The sequence below is a fragment of the Terriglobus roseus genome (assembly GCF_900102185.1).
Lineage (GTDB): Bacteria > Acidobacteriota > Terriglobia > Terriglobales > Acidobacteriaceae > Terriglobus > Terriglobus roseus_A.
In genome coordinates this window covers 2964116-2983581 of the sequence record NZ_LT629690.1, presented here as the reverse complement: position 1 = coordinate 2983581, position 19466 = coordinate 2964116, and the positions used below count along the sequence as shown (strand labels likewise).

Genomic DNA, 19466 nt, shown 5'->3' with positions numbered 1-19466 from the left:
TATACAAACACGGGCTGAGGGCATGATCTCAGCATCAATGCCCAACATAGTCAGCAAGCCGAATGGATGGTATGTCCAGTGACGTGCGAAAGCGCGTCACCGGACGATAGACAGTGGTGGTGACCGACTGCACGACGCATGCCCGGACTTCCGGTGCGCCCAGACCAGCGCGAACCGTCCAATGGGTTAACGGGTCGAAGCCTGTTCCACCGTCATAGGTTGGCACCTGAATAGGCAGCTTGGGAACAGGGCATCCCGGCTCCATATTGGCATCGATCTCTATCGGGTAAGGAACCGAGTAGGCGAAGTGACACACAACACTCGTAGCAGCGGAACGATGCTCGTAAGGTGGATTCACAGCATCGCAGCTTCCGCCTCCGGGGATAGCGAAGCGGTCGCGGAGGGTCGTAGTTTGTGGCTGGTCAGGCGCGATCTCCTCAGCAGCCAGAGACACAGTGAGATGTGCATCCGCATGCTCAGCATGGTCCAGTACCGCTCTCGGCACGCGGAACGTCATGCCCTCCGGCGTAAGCGCCGTAGGCCTCCAGGGCGAGGTATACCGGTACCCACCTGCCTCCAGGTGATACTGCATTGCCGCATTATGCAGCCGATGTCCATTTGACAGACCGAGCAATTCAATTGGAACGGGAACGGCGAGTAGCCACGAACTGTCCTGAGCGTGATGTCCTGAGAAGCGCCCTGGAACGTACTGCAGATGAAGCTGTGGCGCGGCTCCATCGCGATAGCGTGCCTTCAGCAACTGAGTGCCCAGCGATGAAGGTGACATCTTCGATACGAAGACGATCAGCAATAGGAAAAGCACCGCGGAAGAGCCCATCAACACGCGGCCCAACCGGAACGACCGCTTGCGATACAGAAACACCAGCAGGAATGCGAATATACCAGTGAACAGAGCGCCGAAGTACAACCGCGCGAACGGGGCGTCGGCTTCAGGGCCATTGCTGCCCAGCAGGAAGACCAGTGTTGCAACCCAGAGAACCACACTGCCGAGAGTGGTGAAGAAAGTAGAGATAAGCGTGGATGTCACGCATGCAAACAGGAACATCGGAATCCACACGATGAGCAGATGCATCGCCGCAGACATGGGAAACCCTGCGACGAAGGGTGATAAGCCACCGTATAGCGCAATGCACCACTGCATCACAAAGTACGGAAGTGCAATGCAGATCGCCAGGAACAGCAGCTTGGCGCCAAGCAGACTGCTCCAGCGATAAGGCCTAGTCGTCCAGAACTGACGATCGCCCACGATCGCTTCCTCGTGTACCAACCGCGCAATCATCACCAGCCAGAAGAGCGGCACAGCCACTTGTAGCAGGATGAGCAGCCACGGCAGCATGTCGTTAGACGACCAGCGCCCCGGCCACTTAGTAGGCACAAGAAACCCGGAGAGAACAAGCAGCGCAGCGTAGATCACGAGATCAATCCACTGATGGCGGAGGTCTTTGCGGAAGATGTGCAGGGCCTGTGTCATGCGGCGCTCCGTTGTGTGCGGGTTACAGCCAGAAATATCTCGCGCAGTCCGATCGATGTGGATTCAATCGTCTGTATGGAAGGCAATGCGCTGCGAATCTCTTGCGGTAGTGACTCAGAACTTCCATTGGCATGAACGAATCGCACGACTGCGCCAGAGCTTTCAGGACATAACCAATCCTTCGGGAATGCACGCGCTACAGATGCTGCCTCGGTGAGGGTTACCGTGATCTCGCGGAAGCGATCCAGCAACATATCCAGAGGCTCCGCAAACATCAGGTGACCGTTGTGCAACATGGCTGCATGCGTTGCAAAGGGCTCAATCTCTGCAAGGTCATGTGTGGAGATAAGTACAGTTGGCGGTGTGCCATCTTCCGTAGCGAGGCGATCGATGAGTGTGCGTGTCAGCTCATCGCGCACCAGCGGATCAAGTCCGGAGAAGGGTTCATCCATGAGAATGAGTTCTGGACGAAACGCAAGCACGCTGGCCAACGCCAGTTTCATGCGCATGCCTCGTGAGAGGTCGCGTATGTGCCGATCTTCCGGCAGATCAAGGTCGCGAAGAAGCGAGCCTTCTTCCCAGGTTGAATAGAACGGGCAGAGATAGTCCATGAACTCGCGCACGGTCATCCACTCGGGCATCTCCTGCCCCTCCGCGACATAGCCCACACGGGTGAACATCTCGCTGCTGAGTTTCGTGGAATCCGTTCCAAGCAGTGTCACGGAACCCGCTGTGGGATGAAGTACGTTCAGCAGCAACTTCAGCAGTGTGGTTTTACCCGCGCCGTTGTGGCCTGCCAGCGCATACACCGATCCTCGTGGAATGGTTAGATCCAGTGGCGCAAGCGCGGTGTGTTTGCCAAAGCGCATGGTGAGTTGGTGCGTCTGAATAACGGCGTCCGATGTCATTCGGGATCTCCGGGAAAGAGTCGGTTCCAGTGCTTTTCGAGTGCGGCTGTTACATCTTCCAGCGGGATGGAGAGACGCTTGGCTTCCACCACAAGCTCTTCCATCTGCTTGCCTAGCAGTTCGGTTCGTTGTGAGGCTGTGGCACGGGGAGGCTCAGCGACGACCGTGCCGATACCCGGCACGGCCTGCAGCAAGCCATCGGCAATCAACTGGCTGATGACCTTGTGAGCGGTGTTGGGATTGATTGAAAGATCGCGCGAGAGAGCGCGGACAGAAGGGAAGAGGTCGCCCGGACGAAGCTGTCCCGCCACAATCGCTCGCGTTGCGGCGTAGACCACTTGCTCATGGATGGGCTGGCCGGGTTGCAGGCGTACGCGAAATGGTGTCACGGGTGTATTAATACAACTAGTACACCAGATGTAGCAACAAAATTGTTTCTGACCAACCCAGTGTTATGGGTGAGGAACGGGCCCGGGCGTCCCGAGGATATGAATGGTGTGCAGCCAAGCTTCCGCTAGTGTGGGCCACCGCGAGATGGGGAGTTGCGTCGGACGGAGGCCAAAGCCATGCCCGCCTTGTGTAAACAGATGTAGTTCTGCTGGCACCTTCACGTCTTTGAGTGCCTGGAAATACACCAGCGCGTTTTCGACGTGTGCCGTATAGTCATCCTCGGCCATCACTAGAAACGTTGGAGGAGTGTCGCTCACGGGTTTTACTGTGGGGTTCACCTTGCCATCCGCGCCGTTTAACCAACCCGGATAGAGCAGCATCTGCCAATTTGGTTTGGCGTCTGCGGTTGAGGATGGAACATTCTTACCTTTAAAATCCGAATGCGTACTGAGCGCCGCTGCAAGATGCGCTCCGGCAGAGAATCCAATCGCACCAATGCGTTGCGGATCAATGCCCCATTCTGCAGCATGAGCACGCGCAATGCGCATGGCTTGTTGCGCGTCTTCCAGATCTTCCACATTGTCCGGATAATGACCAGTTTCTGGCACACGATACTTCACAAGCAGGCACGTCATGCCGATGGAATTGAGCCAGTCACATACCTCAGTTCCTTCCAGATTCCATGCCAGCCGTATGTAGGCTCCGCCTGGAAGTACCAACGCTGCGGCTCCTGTGTTCTTCTCTTTCGGCGGCAGGTAAACGGAGAGCGTCGGCTTACTCACGTTGGTGATGCGGACGGTCAACTTGCCAGAGACAATGCGGTTTGCGTCGGTGGTTGGATCAGTCTCAGGGCCAGTGAGCGTCGAAGGTTCAGGATTGCCATTGGGCCAGAGCGGCAGCGTGTGCTGTTGGCCAAATGACGCGCATGGTACAAACGCAAACAGCGAAACAGCGCAAACCCAACGTGCAAGACGCATAGCGAACCCTCCGGCGATTTTCGCAGCGGCGGTAAGCCACCTGCGAGATCACCGGAAGGGTATAGCAGAGAAAGGAAAGTTAGAAGGAGGTTTGTGTTTAATATGCGCCGGTTTGCTCAATGGGCAAACGTACCTGGATGCAGGTATCGCCTGGCTTACTATGCAGCACGCTGAGTTGTCCCTTGTGCTTGGTTACGACACGGTTTGCCGTATCCAGTCCCAGTCCAAGAGCCTGTCCGATGCCCTTGGTCGTGAAGAAGGGTTCGAAGATGCGTGAACCAATCTCCTGGGGAATGCCGGGCCCGTTATCGCATACTTCCACCAGAACTGTGCTGCCGCTGAGCGATGTGCGCAGAGTCAGCTTGGGCGAGTAGGAATCTTCACACTGCCCCATGGCGTCCAGTGCGTTTTCAATCAGTGCAGTCCACACCTGATTCAATTCGCCGCCATAAGCCAGGATCTGCGGAACCTCGTCGCCGTAGCTGCGATCCACTTCCACGGAACCCAGACGCGAGTTGAGCATGGCCAGCGTGTTATCCAGCGCTTCGCGCAGATCAATCTCCTGGATGGGAGCCTGATCCATGTAGGAGTAACCGCGAATGGCAGTAATCAACTCGAAGATACGGCGTGTGGAATCAATCACTGCGTCGGTCATACGCTCGGCGTTCATACCAGAGGCGAACGAAGCGAGAGCAACCGTGAGAGCTTCACCCTGAAGCACGCTGGCAAGGGAATCCAGATGCGAGGTTTCAACGATTGTTTCCGCAAGCACCGGCGCGATGCGCCACGCGTCCTCTACCTGATGTGCTTCCATCCAGCGAAGCAAAACATCTTCTCGCGCAGCAACATCTACAGCGTCTGAGCGGTGGGGTCTGCCATCCGGCTGCATAAGATGCTGCATGGAGGCGATCCATTCGTTGTATGCAACCTTCGTGTCGCCGCCGATACAAAGTGCGCCTAGCCGGAACTTCTGATAGCCGTAGTTGCGCAGCTCCGTCCACAGATTGTTTGCAGCAGAACGAGCCGCGGAAGCTGGATTGTTTAATTCATGCGATAGATTCGCAGCCAGCTTGCCGAGCGCGTTCAGCTTCTCGGCCTGCTGTTCCATGCGTGTGACTTCGCGTGTGCGATCCAGCAATGTGGAGACGATGATCTGTGTGAGTCCGGGTACAGCATGAAGCATCTCCGGGAAAGAGCTCTCTTCAAAATCCAGCGTCCAGACTTCGCCTGCGGCATAACCGTCGCCACCGTAGCTCTTCATACGGCTGAACGGAAGCTTGCCGGTAACCGCACCACTACGGCCAATGAAGAAGGCAACAGGTCCGCTAGCGCGGCGCACGTGCACCTCGCCCTGCAGAAGGATGGTCATGTGATGGACCGGAGCGCCACCGTGGAAGATGAGCGTGCCATCATGAGCTTTGCGTTCGGTGCCGTGTTCGGCAAGCCATACAAGATCGTCGTGGCTGAGAGTATCCAGAGCCTTTACACGACGGAGTGCTGCGACACGATCTGGAATGCTGGTGGGCTCTTCCGGTGCAAGCTGCGCGAAAATCAGGTCGTCCCCTGAGAGGGCACCGTTTGCCGGATTGGCGACTGCGGCGGTTGCCATGGTTCGCCTCCTGAGTCTTCAGGATATCGGATAAGCTGCCTTGCACCAGCAGATTGCGGCGAACGGCTACTTTTTTCGATTCAATGGTGAAACGCCTGCACCGAGAGGAAGGTTCCCTATCCGAGGGGCGTGGCGCATCTCGTCAGCCCGTATAGGCGGACAGTAGTAGGTCCATTGAGTGACGCACATGCTTCAGGGCACGCTTATTGCCATCCAGCCGCGTGAGCATAAGGGCGCCCTCCAGTGAAGCGATGAGAGTGTCGGCAAGTTCCATGGGATCACACGATTTGCTGATTTCACCATCGCGGATGCCCTGTCTAACGATGGTGGTGATGCGACGTCGCCAATCTGCAAATGCCTGCTGTACAAGGTCGCGCAGAGCAGCATTGCCATCGTCCGCATCAATGGCGGTGTTCATCAATGGACACCCGCCTTTCAAAGGCGATGGTTCACTCACGAATCGATCCATGACGTATCGCAGTTTTTCCACTGCTCCTGGAATGTTGTCAAGATCATCGGTGCGCAGCTTTCGGATTTTTGCAACGGAAAACTTGAATGCCTCTGCGGCAAGCTCTTCTTTTGAATCGAAGTACCGGTAGATGCCGCCTTTTTCCAACCCCGTTGCCTCCATGATGTCCGCAACGGAGCAGCCAGCATAGCCTCGTTGATTGAACAAAGGCGCTGCCAGTTCCACAATTCGTTGGCGTGTCTCCTCACCCTTTGTCATTCAATCCTCCTGCTACCTCAAAAAAGACGAATCGGTCGCTTTCTCTATTTCATCAGATGCAGGAAAGAGACCGAACGGTCTTTTTATGGGAGATGCTCTGAGATGAATTCTGAAGCTGTGGCCGTTCCTTCACAGCCTAATGTAAAGCGGCCAGCCGTAAACCCATGGGTGGTGGCATTGACGGTCACCCTGGCGACCTTTATGGAGCTTCTGGATACATCGATTGCGAATGTGTCATTGCCGCACATTGCAGGCGGCCTGGGGCGCAGCTTCGACGAAGTCACTTGGGTGTTGACCACCTATCTGGTGGCGAATGCCGTGGTTCTTCCCATGTCGGCATGGCTCAGCCGCGTCTTTGGCCGCAAGAACTATTACATGGCGTGTGTAGCGCTGTTCACCATTACGTCTTTGTTGTGTGGAATTGCTCCCACTCTGCCGTTCATGCTGATGGCGCGTATTTTGCAGGGTGTGGGAGGTGGAGGACTGGCTCCAGTGGAACAAGCCATTCTGGTAGACACCTTTCCACCAGCGAAGCGTGCATCTGCCTTCGCACTTTACACAGTGGCTATCGTGACTGCGCCTGCCATTGGCCCCGTTTTGGGTGGATGGATCACAGACAACTATGACTGGCGCTGGGTCTTTCTCATCAACATCCCCATCGGAATTCTTTCGCTTTTTCTCACCAACCGCTTTGTACATGATCCGGAGAGCTTCGCTGCAGAACGCGCAACGGTGTATAAGCCGAATGGCCGCCTCAAGGTGGATGGCGTGGGTATCGCTCTCATCGGGCTTGGATCGGCTGCGCTGGAGGTGCTGTTAGACCGAGGCCAGATTGAAGACTGGTTCGGCTCACCGTTCATTGTGTGGATCGCCATCGCTGCAGTCACCTGTCTCGGGTCTGCAGTGATATGGGAGTTGCGACAGGCGGACCCTGTCATCGACTTTCGCCTACTGAAGGTGCGCAATTTTGCCATCGCATGCGCGTTTTATTTCCTGTTCGGTGTCGGCTTGTTTGCATCCACCACACTGATACCGCAGATACTGCAATCGCTTTATGGCTATCGTGCGATTGATGCAGGGCTTGTTCTGGGACCGGGCGCGTTTGTGATTACCGTTCTCGCTCCAGTGGGAGCGCAGCTTGTGCAGCGGCGCATCATTCATCCACGGGTACTCCTGTTCGGTGCGGTCACTGTCGTTGGCATATCGTTCCTTCACTACAGCAGCTTCACTCTGCAAACGGATTACGCGCATTACGCCTGGGCGCGTGCATTGCAGGGGCTGGGATATGCCTTCTTCTTTGTGCCTTTGACCATGTTGGCTTATTCGGAGTTGCGGCCTGATCAAAATAATCGCGCTTCCAGCCTGACCAATTTCTTTCGTAACTGGGGCGGCTCCTTCGGAATCGCCTTTGCAACGGCACTTGCAGAAAGGCGCGAAGATCTTCACCAAAGCAATGTGGGTTCCTGGCTGAATGGATCTTCTGCTGCGTTGCAGAACGCCGTGCAACAAACGACGGCCTACTTACAGACGCACGGATTCTCACATGCCGATGCGGTGTCCGCAGCGTATGCGCGTATCTATGGACAGCTACAAGCGCAGAGTGAGTTGTTGGCCTTTATGGATTGCTTCTTCCTGATCGGTGTCATGACTCTCGCTGCTGTACCGCTTCTGTTCCTGGTGCGTAACTTCCGCGTGGGTGGTGGCGGAGGCGGCGCGCACTAAGCCGGGAAGGTGATCACAGTTTTGCCAAAGTGATGGGCTTTCTCAAGTGCGTGAAATGCTTCTTTAGCACGTTCAAATTCAAACGTGCGATCAATGATGGGGTGGATATCGTTGTCTGCAAATGCCTGCAGCGATTCCGCCAGCATTGCTCGCGATCCGACATAAATGCCCTGGACACGCAGTGTCTTCATCAGGATCTGCCCGATGTTCAACGGCTCTTCGAGGCCTGTGAGAACGCCGATAACACTCACTTGCGCACCGATGGCTGCGGAACGTAGCGATAGCGGCAGCGTACCTGCGCCTCCCACTTCGAGTACATGCGTTGCGCCAACCTTACCCGTGATGTCACGCACCTGTTTGTCCCAATCAGGATGACGACGGTAGTTGATCCCATGGTCTGCGCCAAGTGACAAGGCACGTCCCAGCTTGTCGTCAGAGCTACTGGTGATAAGGATGCGTGCACCGCGCAACTTCGCAATTTGAAGACCAAAGATGCTGACGCCGCCTGTGCCTAGCAACAGAACCGTATCTTGCGGGCCAATGTTTGCCGTACTCACCAGCGCGTGCCATGCGGTGGTTGCGGCGCATGGGAAGGTGGCAGCTTCTGCATAGCTGAACTTCTCGGGAATCGCGACAAGCGCACGTTCTGGAAAAATCTGGTGCGTCGCTAGTGTGCCGTCGATTGCGCCACCCAATGCAGAGGCTGGCGCCGCAGCAGTCGGGGGACCGTCAAGCCAGTCCAGAAAGAACGGCGCTACCACGCGATCGCCTTTGCGAAATGCAGTGACAGCAGAGCCAACCGCAACAACTTCCCCTGCGCCATCGGAGCAGGGAATCCGCGGCTTTTGCACATGCGGATCGTAGCGGCCTTGCACCAGCATCAGGTCGCGATAGTTCAGCGATACTGCGTGTATCTTCACCAGGACTTCATGCGGCGCAGGTTCGGGCAGCGTCACATCATCAAAGGTCAATGCGTCAATGGAGAAGTCTCCACTCAGGCGAAGTGCAGTAGCAGTCATGTTCACTTGGATGCTCGAAGACAGAAAGACGCCTCACCGAAATCGATGAGGCGTCTTTGGGATCGTTGCGAATGCTGTTTAGTAGCCGATAGTGAAGCGCTGGTTCAGATGCTTCGGTGCTTCCAGCTCATTCACCAATGCAATGGCATAGTCTTCAAACGAAATGCGGCTGTTGCCCTGCGCGTCTGCCACAAGATTGTCCGTGTCCAGACGGAACTTGCCGGTGCGCTCACCCGGTTCAAAGAAGCCTGCGGGTGCAAAGTATGTCCACGTGATGCCCGTGGAGTTCTTCAGGCTGTTGTACAGCTTGATGTGTGTATCCACGATCGGTAGATAGGACTCAGGCAGGTAGCCGCTGTCACGCAGCGTCACGCCAGGAGCCACGAACAACCCGCCAGCGCCGCCAACCACTACCAGACGCGGTCCGCTGTTCTGTTTGATTGCTTCCACCAGATTGGCTGAGATGGGCAGCAGGGCATCCGTGTTATCCAGCGGCGGGCCAAGTGCGGAAACGACAGCGTCCGCATTCGCATCCTTCAGAATCTGTGCGGTTTTGGCAACGTTCGTCAGGTCATCCTGCACCACGCTGACGTTCGCCAGTTTGTCTACACTCTGCGGATTGCGCGCAACAGCAACAACTGTATGACCGCGATCCACCAACTCTTTCAAAATCACCTTGCCGGATTTTCCAGTAGCACCGTAAAGAACAACCTTCATGACGAAACTCCTTTTCGCAGCAGCACATTCTCTGCGCTTACAGACAATCAGATGTACTTCGATATCGAAGGATTCATTCCAAGCACCAAAAAGATAGGCCACGGAGAAAATCTCCCGCGGCCCACCATTCTATTCCTCGTACCTAAGACGTTTAAGCCTTTACGACTGTGCCGTTTTCCACCTTCACCGGATCCAGGAAGGGCATGCTCTTGCGGAGCTCTGCACCGACCTTCTCGATGGGGTGATTGCGGTCCTGTGCACGGAACGCTTCGAACTCCTTACGACCGCTGTTCTGGTCCGCAATGAAGCGTTCTGCGAATGCACCGGACTGGATGTCATCCAGCACGGACTTCATGGCCTTCTTTACGTCCGGTGTGACAATGCGCGGTCCGGTTACGTAGTCGCCCCACTCTGCTGTATCGGAGATGGAGTAACGCATGTACTCCAGGCCGCCGCGGTACATCAGATCGACAATGAGCTTCAGCTCGTGCAGCACTTCGAAGTAAGCCAATTCCGGCTGATAGCCAGCTTCCACCAGCGTCTCAAAGCCAGCCTTTACGAGTGCAGCAGTACCGCCGCAAAGAACAGCCTGCTCGCCGAAGAGATCGGTTTCGGTCTCTTCCGTGAACGTGGTCTGCAGAACGCCTGCACGGGTGCAACCAATGCCCTTGGCATACGACAGGGCGAGTGCAAGCGCATTGCCGCTGGCATCCTGCTCAACTGCTACGAGACCCGGAACACCACCACCTTCGGTAAACACTTCGCGTACGCGATGGCCCGGCGACTTCGGCGCGACCAGCGAAACGTCAACATCTGCGGGAGGAGTGATGGTGCGGAAACGGATGTTGAATCCGTGCGCAAACATCAGCGTCTTGCCTGCGGTAAGGCCCGGCTCGATTTCCTTGTATACGGCGGCTGCGGTCTGATCCGGAACCAGAACCATGATCACGTCAGCCCACTTTGCTGCGTCGGCGACGGCGAGCACTTCCAGCCCAGCAGACTTTGCCTTTTCCGCGCCCTTGGAGCTAGCACGAAGACCAATCTTTACATCTACGCCGCTGTCCTTGAGGTTCAGCGCGTGTGCGTGGCCCTGCGAGCCATAACCAATGATGGCGACCTTCTTCGCCTGGATAAGGGAAAGGTCTGCGTCCTGATCGTAGTAAGTCTTTGCCATGATGTTTGTCTGTCCTTTGCCGTGTATCTAAAAGTGTAGTCGTCGTTACCGACGCGTGCATGATCCTGTTATCGGAATTTCCGATGGCTTACACATCGTGTTCCGCAAATTGATTTGGCAGTGCATCCATGGGATCCAACTCGCCTGGTTCATTGATCTGAAAAACAGTCTGGTGCGCCTTGCTGCCAAGCGCCTTCATTACCTTGCCACTGTGATGTCCGCGACGCATAGCCATGCGACCGGTACGGCTGACCTCAAGAATTTCGTACGCGCTCTCACGCAACACCTGGATCAGGCCTTCAATCTTGCTGGCGCTGCCAGTCATCTCCAGCATGACGCTTTCAGGAGCAAGATCGACAATGCGTGCGCGGAAGACCTGTGCCAGTTCGAAGATCTGCGTGCGTGAGTGTACGCCGTGCGGCGCGTTGGGACCGGCGGCAACCTTGACCAGGCAAAGCTCGCGGATGACAGCTTCGCTGCGGCCTACTTCATCCACATCGCGCGTAATCTCCAACTTGTACAGCGATGCCTTGACGCGGAATGCAGCATTTTCAGGAGCGTCGCAGACGATGGTCATGCGCGAAACATCTTCACGCTCTGTCTCGCCTACGGTAAGCGAAACAATATTGATGTTCAGGCGACGAAATAGGGAAGCCACGCGCGTGAGGACGCCGGGCCGGTTATCAACGTGTGCGATGAAGGTGTGAAGCATAGTGCGTTAAACCTCTTCTCGGGTTGTGCTGCGCGGATTAGCTAGACGGTAAAGAACGTGCCGCTGAAGTGCGTGACCGTTTGGCACGTTGGGATGATCGAAGTCCAGTGATGCGTCATGATGCATGCCAAGCTTGTCCATAACGTGACGCGATGGTTTGTTGCTTACAGCGGTGATCGCGACGACTTCAGGGAGACCATGTTCCTGAAATGCCGAGCGTAGGATGGAGCGTGCTCCCTCAGTGGCGAAGCCACGACCTTGCTGCGCGCGATTCAGGCGCCATCCGATTTCAACCGCAGGCTGGGGGAGATTCGGAATGGCAAAGCGCATCACCTGCATACCGATGATCCCTGCGAATTCGCCGGTGGAACGTGTCCGCGCGGCAAGGAAGCCAAATCCGTTGTGCTGAAAGTGAGTGGTGTAGCGTGCGAACGCTGCGTCGCTCTCTTCGCGTGTCATCGGTGAAACGAAGTAGGTCATCACGTCGGCATCGGCGTTCATGGCGGCGAAATCATCGCGGTCGGCTTCGTCCAATGGGCGGAGTAGCAGCCGATCAGTTTCAATCTGGAAGGTAGTGGTCACGCCGCCACCCTTTTCGCGGCTATACTCGTGCCACCATGCAGATCATTGATCATGTGTTGTTGCACGTGATCTTCAGCACGCAGCGGCAAAAGCCTGTGCTGAAGGACGATGCGCTTCGCGCCGCTGTGCATGCGGCCATTCGCGACAAGCTCAGTCATTCTGAGAACATCTGCCTTGCCGTTGGAGGAACTGCCGATCATGTTCACGTTGCACTGTTCCTTTCGCGAAAGATGGCTGTGCACAAACTTGTCGATCATCTGAAGAAAGTCACGGTGCCCGTCGTTCGTCAGAGCGGTGAACCGAACGCCTTCTTCAAATGGCAGCAAAGTTACATGGTCTTCTCGGTCGGCCTTGCAGATCGTGATGCGCTCATCCATTACGTGCAAACGCAGGAAGAGGTCCATCGGACGCGAACCTTCCACCAGGAATTGCTGGCCATGTTCGCGAAGTACGATGTTGGCTTCGACGAGCGTTTTGTGTGGAAGTGAGCGCAACAACTTAGTCCTCGCTCGTCTCAATTAACGGGTTCGGACGGCGCACCATCTCGTGCAGTGCTGCTCCCGGCGCAATCATCGGATACACGCCGTCTTCCTTCTCAACGGAGAAGTTGATCAGGTATGACGAGTTGCCTGTGCGAGCCTTCGTAACGGTCGGCACTACATCCTTGCGCTCGGTTACGTGCGCGCCGGGGATGCCATGTGCATCTGCCAACTTTACAAAGTCCGGCGACAGAATCGGAGAGCAGGAATAGTTCTTGTCATAGAACGCTTCCTGCCACTGACGCACCATACCTAAGAAGCCGTTGTTAATGACGGCGATATTGATGTGCAGGCCTTCCTGCTGAATGGTCGAGAGTTCAGCAGCTGTCATCTGGAATCCACCGTCACCGGCGATCATCCATACATCTTTCTCGGGGCATGCAATCTTCGCGCCGATGGCCGCAGGCAATGCAAAGCCCATGGTGCCAAGGCCGCCGCTTGTAACGAGGGAGCGCGTGTCTTCATGCTTGAAGTATTGCGCCTCCCACATCTGGTGCTGGCCTACATCGGTTGCGATGACGGTATTGCTTAGGCGTCCTGCAGCCTTCGCCTCCTGCCAGATGTCGTTGATCACATGCGCGGCATACAAATGGCCGTTGTCGGGCAGGTTGATGATGTCGCGCACGCTGGCATCGCCCTTCATCGCACGGATCTCTTCGCGCCACTGCTTTGTGGCATCCTGCGTTGCGGGCGCACCTGTTGCATCGATCAGAGGAGCCATCGTCTGCAGCACCTGCTTCAGATCGCCGATGAGCGCAACATCAACTCGCACATTCTTATTGATCTCGCTGGGATCAATCTCAATGTGAATCTTCTTCGCGTTGGGTGCGTAATGCGCCAGGTTGCCGGTCACTCGATCGTCAAAGCGCATACCAAATGCGAGCAACAGATCTGCGTTTTGAATCGCGTTGTTTACCCACGACTCGCCGTGCATGCCCATCATGCCCAGTGCCAGCGGATGCGAAGCAGGGAAGGCGCCAAGGCCAAGCAGCGTGGTTGCGACAGGAATCTTGTGGCGTTCTGCAAAGGCAAGTACTTCGGCCTCTGCTTCGGAATGAATGATGCCATGGCCAGCAAGAATCACAGGGCGAGAAGAAGCGCGCATCAGCTCAATCGCAGCCTGCATCTCTTCCGACTCGGCCTTCAACATGGGGTGCGGACGATAGGCGCGCGGCTTCGACGTCTCAAAGTCAAACGAGCACGCGGCCTGCTGCGCATCCTTGGTAATGTCGACCAGCACAGGACCGGGGCGTCCACTGCGTGCAATTTGGAAAGCCTCGCGCACAACCGAGGCAATATCCTCTGCCTTGGTGACTACGAAGTTATGCTTCGTAATCGGCAGCGTGATGCCGGTGATGTCCACTTCTTGAAACGCATCGCTGCCCAGCACCTTGGAAGCAACCTGGCCCGTGATGGCAACCATGGGAATGCTATCGAGCATGGCAGTTGCAAGGCCCGTAACGAGGTTTGTTGCGCCGGGACCACTGGTGGCCATGCAGACGCCTACCTTGCCGCTGGCGCGCGCGTATCCATCGGCCATGTGCGCTGCGGACTGCTCATGCCGCACCAGCACATGGTGGATGCTGGGAAACTTACGCAGCGCGTCATAGATGGGAAGGATGGCTCCGCCGGGATAGCCAAAGACCGTGGTGACGCCCTCACCCGCAAGTGTGGCCCACAGAATTTCCGATCCGGTGAGAGTGGGGGCGTGATGGGCAGTGTTCGCTGTGTCGCTCATGCGTGCGGCTCCTGCTGCTGTTCCTTACTTTGTGGCCTGCCTGCGTTTAATTCAGGCAGGCCGTTGGTTCGTACGTTTGATAAGAAAGTTAACTGGTTACTGCGCCAAGGCTGGCCGAGCTAACCGTGTTGGCATACTTCGCAAACACGCCACGCTTGTAGCGAGGTTCCGGCTTCTTGAAGTTCGCCTTGCGCTTGGCAAGCTCTTCGTCGCTGATGTTCACTCGGAGTTCGCGCGCCTTGATGTCAAAGGTGATGGTGTCGCCTTCGTGCACAAACGCGATCGGTCCACCGTCAAACGCTTCCGGTGCCACGTGACCAGCCATCAGTCCACGCGTTGCGCCGGAGAAACGCCCATCGGTCAGTAGTGCAACCGTCTCGCTCAACTCAGGGATGCCCTTGATCGCAGCGGTAACAGCCAGCATTTCGCGCATGCCAGGACCACCCTTCGGCCCTTCATAGCGAATCACGCAGACATCGTTCGGCTTGATCTCGCCAGCTTCCACAGCCTTGAAGCAAAGGTCTTCCGAATCAAACACACGCGCCGGTCCAGTGTGGAGAACGCGTTCATGTCCCGCAACCTTCACCACGCAACCATCCGGTGCAAGATTGCCCTTCAGAATCACAAGTCCGCCAGTAGGCTTCAGCGGATTCGACCACGGCAGGATCACATCCTGTCCCGGTGTCTCCTGCGCAGCCTTTGCTTCTTCGCGAACTGTCTTCCCGCTCACAGTGGGGGTGTTGCCATGGAGCAAGCCCTTTTCCACCAGGCGCGCTGCCAACACACGCGATCCACCAGCATCCTGATAATCGCGTGCGACACGCTTGCCACCAGGCTGCAGATCACAGATGAACGGAGTCTTCTCGCTGATGATGTCGAAGTCATCCATCGTGAGCGGCATCTTCAGTTCATGCGCAACGGCGATAAGGTGAAGCACAGCGTTGGTGCTGCCGCCACTGGCGCACACTGCAGCAATGGCATCTTCCATTGACTGGCGCGTGAGGATGTCTGAAGGCTTAATGTTCTTGCGCACCAGATCCATCACCAGCTTGCCAGCCTCACGGCTTGCAGCGTGCTTGTCCTTGCTCATGGCAGGAACACCAGTGATCTCCATCGGGCTGATGCCGAGGAACTCACCCGCCATGGCCATGGTGTTCGCCGTAAACTGGCCGCCGCATGCGCCAGGTCCGGGGCATGCAGTACCTTCGGCTTCTTCCAGTTGCGCATCGTCAATCTTGCCCGCTGCGTGCGCGCCAATAGCTTCAAACACTTGCTGAATCGTGATGTCGATGGTCTTGTCGCTACCAGGCTGTGGCGTTTTTCCATCTGCACCCACATGCATGTGACCCGGGGCAATCGAACCGCCGTACAGCATCATGCCGGGGATATCCAGGCGAGCCAGCGCCATGATCGCGCCGGGCATATTCTTGTCGCATCCCGCAATGCAAACCAGTCCATCAAAGCTGTTGCCACGCGAGACCAGTTCGATGGAGTCGGCAATCATATCGCGTGAAATCAGCGATGCCTTCATGCCTTCTGTGCCCATCGTGATGCCGTCGGAGATCGTGATGGTGTTGAACTCCATCGGCGTGCCGCCTGCAGCGCGGATGCCTTCTTTCACAGCCTCTGCAATGTCGCGCAGGTGATAGTTGCAGGGACCAATCTCTGTCCACGTATTTGCAATGCCGATGATGGGCTTGTGCAGATCATCCTTGGTAAAGCCGACGCTACGCAGCATGGCGCGTGCAGCTGCACGATTGGGCCCTTCAGTAAGGACGATGGAATTACGTTTGCCGGGATCGAGTTCGTTGCTCACTTCGTTCTCTTTCTGTAGTTATGCAGCCGTTTTCGGTGCGGACCAGAATTCGTTATCGTGCTTCGCTTCAAAATCGTTCAACGCATCCACATGGCGAAGCGTCAGGCCGATGTCATCCAGTCCATTCAGCAAGCAGTACTTGCGGAAGGGATCAATGTCGAAATGTGCTGAGAAACCATGTTCGTCTGTCACAGTCTGTGCTTCTAGATTCACCGTGACTTTGTTGTTTGTATCTTCCGTGCAATGCGTCATGAGAGCGGTAACGTCTTCTTCCGAAAGGCGGACAAGGATGATGCCGTTCTTGCCTGCGTTGGAAAAGAAGATGTCTGCAAACGTTGGTGCAATCACCACGCGGAACCCGTACTGGAAGATGGCCCATGCCGCATGTTCACGCGACGAACCGCAGCCGAAATTCTTCTCTGCAATAAGAATCTCTGCGCCTTGATACTCCGGCTTGTTTAGCACGAAGTCTCTGTTCGGCGAAACATCATCCGGAACATCCAGGTTGTAGCGCCAGTCGTAGAACAGAAAGTCGCCATAGCCTGTGCGCTCAATGCGCTTGAGGAACTGCTTCGGAATGATCTGGTCGGTGTCGATGTTCGGCAGCGGCAGCGGCATTGCTTTCGATGTAAGAACGTTAATCGGTTCCATTAGCGCGCCTCCTTCTTCCACTTACGAATGTCGGTGAAGTGTCCAGTGATTGCGGCAACCGCAGCCATCTCCGGCGAAACAAGATGCGTGCGTCCACCGCGTCCCTGACGACCTTCAAAGTTGCGGTTCGATGTGGAAGCGCAACGTTCGCCGGGCTGTAGGATGTCCGGGTTCATACCCAGGCACATAGAGCAGCCGGGTTCACGCCACTCAAAGCCTGCTTCCTTGAAGATGGCATCCAGACCTTCTTCTTCAGCCTGCTTCTTCACATGCTGCGAGCCGGGAACGACCATCGCACGTACCTTCGTGGCAATGTGGTGCCCCTTGATCACTTCAGCAGCAGCGCGCAGATCTTCAATGCGGCCGTTCGTGCATGAGCCAAGAAAGACGGTGTCAATCTTGATCTCTTCCATCGGTGTGCCGGGCTTCAGATCCATGTACTCATAGGCCTTGGCAAAGCTCTTGCGATCAGCCTCTGTGGGCGCATCGTCCAGCGTCGGCACTTTGCCATCAATGGTGGCGTGCATACCGGGCGATGTTCCCCACGTGACGGCAGGAGCCAGCGTCGCAGCATCAATAAAAAGTTCGCGATCAAAGACAGCGCCTTCATCTGTAGGCAATGTCTTCCAGTGCGCAACGGCTTCTTCCCACTGATTGTCGTAGGCGTCTGTTGCAGATCCAAGCTGTTGTCCATCGGGCACAGAGCGCGGAGGGCGTGCATCCAGATTCGTAGGACGCGTTCCCGGAGAAAAGCGGCGACCCTTCAGATATGCAAAGGTTGTTTCATCCGGAGCAATCATGCCGGCGCGCGCACCAGCTTCAATGCTCATGTTGCACACCGTCATGCGGCCTTCCATGCTGAGCGCGCGGATGGCTGAACCGGCATACTCAATCGCATAGCCCGTCGCACCATCTGTGCCAATGCGGCCGATGATGTCCAGGATGATGTCCTTCGCTGTAACGCCGAAGGGAAGCTCGCCATCCACGGTGATGCGGAAGGTCTTCGGCTTCGATTGAGGCAGCGTCTGCGTTGCCATTACGTGTTCCACTTCGCTGGTGCCAATACCAAAGGCGAGCGCACCGAAAGCGCCATGCGTCGATGTGTGCGAGTCGCCGCAGACAATCGTCATGCCCGGCTTGGTTGCGCCAAGCTCCGGTCCAATCATGTGCACAATGCCCTGAGACGAATCCTGCACATCGAAAAACTCAATGCCGAACTCTTTGCAGTTCTTGCGAAGCGCGTTTACCTGCGCAGCACTGATCTGATCTGCAATCACAAGGCGATCTGCTGCGCTGGTGGTGGGAACATTGTGATCTACCGTTGCAATATGACGATCCGGACGGCGCAGTTTGCGGCCTGTCATGCGCAGACCATCAAAGGCCTGCGGCGAAGTTACTTCATGCACAAGCTGCAGATCGATATACAGAATGGAAGGCTCGCCTTCTGGTTCTGCAACCAGATGCTGCTGCCAGACTTTTTCAAACAGTGTCTTTGGTGCGGACATTGTGGCTTACCTCTGGGGCAAAAGCCCGGTGTTGCTCAACAGAAAATGTTTAGGACGCAGCAGCGCCCAACTCAGCAGTGACCTGGTCAAGGACGAGTTGGCCCATCTTCGACGTGCTGACGGTCTGCTGGCCGGCAATGTCGCCGCGTGCAATATCGGTGGTGCGGTAACCCGCTTCCAATACCTTCACCACAGCGTCCTCGATGATCTTTGCTTCGGCATTCAGTCCGGCGGAATGACGCAGAACAAGTGCAGCGGTGAGGATGGCGCCAATGGGATTTGCCTTGCCCTGTCCTGCAATATCTGGTGCGGAACCATGCACGGGCTCGTACAGATTCACCTTGCCGCCCAGCGTCGCAGAAGGAAGCATGCCAAGCGATCCAGTGATAACGCCACTCTCGTCTGAGAGGATGTCGCCAAACAGATTCTCCGTAAGCACCACATCAAAATCACGCGGACGATTCATCAGATGGATTGCCATCGAATCCACCAACTGATGCTCCAGCGTTACGGTGGGATAATCCTTAGCAACTTCTGTGACAACTGCGCGCCACAACTGCGAGCATTCCAGCACGTTCGCCTTGTCTACGCTGGTGACCTTCTTCTTATCGCGCTTCGCTGCGATATCGAATGCGATCTTGGCAACGCGCTCTACTTCATGGCGCGTGTACACCATCGTGTTGTGAGCACGGTCAGTTGTTTTGTCCCATGCGCGTGGTTGGCCAAAATAAAGTCCACCCAACAGTTCGCGGACAAACAGAATGTCCACGCCTTCGGTGATTTCGGGGCGCAGCGGCGAGTTATCCGCAAGTGCCTTGTACGCCGTCGCAGGGCGAAGATTTGCAAAGCCACCAAGCTCTGCACGAATCTTCAGCAGGCCAGCTTCGGGACGCTCGCTGGGCGGAAGGGAATTGAACTTGTTATCGCCTACGGCGCCAAGGAACGCAGCGTCGCTGGCGAGAGTTTCCTTCAGCGTTTCTTCCGGCAGTGGAGTTCCGTGCGCATCAATTGCCGCGCCGCCGATGAGCAGCGAGGTGTAGGTAAACGTGTGTCCACCTGCGGCTGCAACAGTGTTCAGCACGTTTACTGCTTCGTTCGTAACTTCCGGGCCGATGCCGTCACCGGCGAGGAGTGCAATTTTCAGATTCATCGTGGTCGAAACTTTCCTTGCAAATGGTTGCGAGTCAG

General features: G+C 56.2%; 18 protein-coding genes. 2 read left to right on the top strand and 16 right to left on the bottom strand.

The features are described 5' to 3' along the window. Window positions 1–34: 34 nt before the first annotated feature. The 6 genes from BLT38_RS12425 to BLT38_RS12400 form a co-directional block, all read right to left on the bottom strand. Window positions 35–1492: a hypothetical protein gene (locus BLT38_RS12425; protein WP_083345464.1), complete on the bottom strand. Its 1458-nt coding sequence runs from the start codon at window positions 1490–1492 to the stop codon at window positions 35–37. Beyond that, window positions 1489–2400 carry an ABC transporter ATP-binding protein gene (locus BLT38_RS12420; protein ID WP_083345463.1) on the bottom strand — a complete coding sequence of 304 codons (912 nt, stop codon included), beginning with the start codon at window positions 2398–2400 and terminating at the stop codon, window positions 1489–1491. The genes BLT38_RS12425 and BLT38_RS12420 overlap by 4 nt, the downstream gene beginning before the upstream one ends. Next, window positions 2397–2789: a GntR family transcriptional regulator gene (locus BLT38_RS12415; RefSeq protein WP_083345462.1), complete on the bottom strand. Its 393-nt coding sequence runs from the start codon at window positions 2787–2789 to the stop codon at window positions 2397–2399. The genes BLT38_RS12420 and BLT38_RS12415 overlap by 4 nt, the downstream gene beginning before the upstream one ends. Window positions 2790–2852: 63 nt before the next feature. Beyond that, complete coding sequence (locus BLT38_RS12410; RefSeq protein ID WP_083345461.1) at window positions 2853–3767, bottom strand: alpha/beta hydrolase; 915 nt, start codon at window positions 3765–3767, stop codon at window positions 2853–2855. Window positions 3768–3864: 97 nt separating this feature from the next. Continuing rightward, the gene (locus tag BLT38_RS12405) at window positions 3865–5376 is read right to left on the bottom strand and encodes a sensor histidine kinase (RefSeq protein ID WP_083345460.1); all 1512 of its coding nucleotides are present in this window, start codon (window positions 5374–5376) and stop codon (window positions 3865–3867) included. 142 nt (window positions 5377–5518) lie between these two features. Further along, on the bottom strand, window positions 5519–6103 hold the full coding sequence (locus tag BLT38_RS12400; protein ID WP_083345459.1) for a TetR/AcrR family transcriptional regulator: 585 nt from the start codon (window positions 6101–6103) through the stop codon (window positions 5519–5521). A 102-nt stretch (window positions 6104–6205) separates the two neighbouring features. On the opposite strand from BLT38_RS12400, the gene BLT38_RS12395 reads away from it, so the two are divergent. After that, a complete protein-coding gene (locus BLT38_RS12395; RefSeq protein ID WP_083345458.1) occupies window positions 6206–7825 on the top strand; it encodes a DHA2 family efflux MFS transporter permease subunit in 1620 nt (539 codons plus the stop codon). Here the strand turns inward: BLT38_RS12395 and BLT38_RS12390 are convergent. The 5 genes from BLT38_RS12390 to BLT38_RS12370 form a co-directional block, all read right to left on the bottom strand. Beyond that, window positions 7822–8844: a zinc-dependent alcohol dehydrogenase family protein gene (locus BLT38_RS12390; RefSeq protein ID WP_083345457.1), complete on the bottom strand. Its 1023-nt coding sequence runs from the start codon at window positions 8842–8844 to the stop codon at window positions 7822–7824. The genes BLT38_RS12395 and BLT38_RS12390 overlap by 4 nt on opposite strands. Before the next feature lie 78 nt (window positions 8845–8922). Beyond that, window positions 8923–9561 (bottom strand): NAD(P)-dependent oxidoreductase, encoded by a 639-nt coding sequence (locus tag BLT38_RS12385; RefSeq protein WP_083345456.1) that lies wholly within the window; start codon window positions 9559–9561, stop codon window positions 8923–8925. Window positions 9562–9712: 151 nt separating this feature from the next. Next, a complete protein-coding gene (ilvC, locus tag BLT38_RS12380; protein ID WP_083345455.1) occupies window positions 9713–10735 on the bottom strand; it encodes a ketol-acid reductoisomerase in 1023 nt (340 codons plus the stop codon). Between the two features lie 88 nt (window positions 10736–10823). Beyond that, entirely contained in the window at window positions 10824–11447 is a 624-nt protein-coding gene (gene ilvN, locus BLT38_RS12375) for an acetolactate synthase small subunit (RefSeq protein WP_047489280.1), read from the bottom strand. A 6-nt stretch (window positions 11448–11453) separates the two neighbouring features. After that, window positions 11454–12029: a GNAT family N-acetyltransferase gene (locus BLT38_RS12370; RefSeq protein WP_083345454.1), complete on the bottom strand. Its 576-nt coding sequence runs from the start codon at window positions 12027–12029 to the stop codon at window positions 11454–11456. 35 nt (window positions 12030–12064) lie between these two features. Between BLT38_RS12370 and BLT38_RS12365 the strand changes: the two genes are divergently transcribed. After that, the gene (locus BLT38_RS12365; RefSeq protein WP_231966458.1) at window positions 12065–12517 is read left to right on the top strand and encodes a transposase; all 453 of its coding nucleotides are present in this window, start codon (window positions 12065–12067) and stop codon (window positions 12515–12517) included. 10 nt (window positions 12518–12527) lie between these two features. On the opposite strand, the gene ilvB is transcribed toward BLT38_RS12365, so the two are convergent. The 5 genes from ilvB to leuB form a co-directional block, all read right to left on the bottom strand. Further along, the gene (ilvB, locus tag BLT38_RS12360; protein ID WP_083345453.1) at window positions 12528–14306 is read right to left on the bottom strand and encodes a biosynthetic-type acetolactate synthase large subunit; all 1779 of its coding nucleotides are present in this window, start codon (window positions 14304–14306) and stop codon (window positions 12528–12530) included. Between the two features lie 88 nt (window positions 14307–14394). Beyond that, the gene (gene ilvD, locus BLT38_RS12355) at window positions 14395–16122 is read right to left on the bottom strand and encodes a dihydroxy-acid dehydratase (RefSeq protein WP_083345452.1); all 1728 of its coding nucleotides are present in this window, start codon (window positions 16120–16122) and stop codon (window positions 14395–14397) included. A gap of 18 nt (window positions 16123–16140) precedes the next feature. Further along, window positions 16141–16773: a 3-isopropylmalate dehydratase small subunit gene (gene leuD / locus BLT38_RS12350; protein ID WP_083345451.1), complete on the bottom strand. Its 633-nt coding sequence runs from the start codon at window positions 16771–16773 to the stop codon at window positions 16141–16143. After that, a complete protein-coding gene (gene leuC / locus BLT38_RS12345; protein WP_083345450.1) occupies window positions 16773–18278 on the bottom strand; it encodes a 3-isopropylmalate dehydratase large subunit in 1506 nt (501 codons plus the stop codon). The genes leuD and leuC overlap by 1 nt, the downstream gene beginning before the upstream one ends. Before the next feature lie 49 nt (window positions 18279–18327). Next, window positions 18328–19428, bottom strand: coding sequence for a 3-isopropylmalate dehydrogenase (leuB, locus tag BLT38_RS12340; protein ID WP_083345449.1), 1101 nt, complete (start codon window positions 19426–19428; stop codon window positions 18328–18330). Window positions 19429–19466 lie beyond the last annotated feature (38 nt).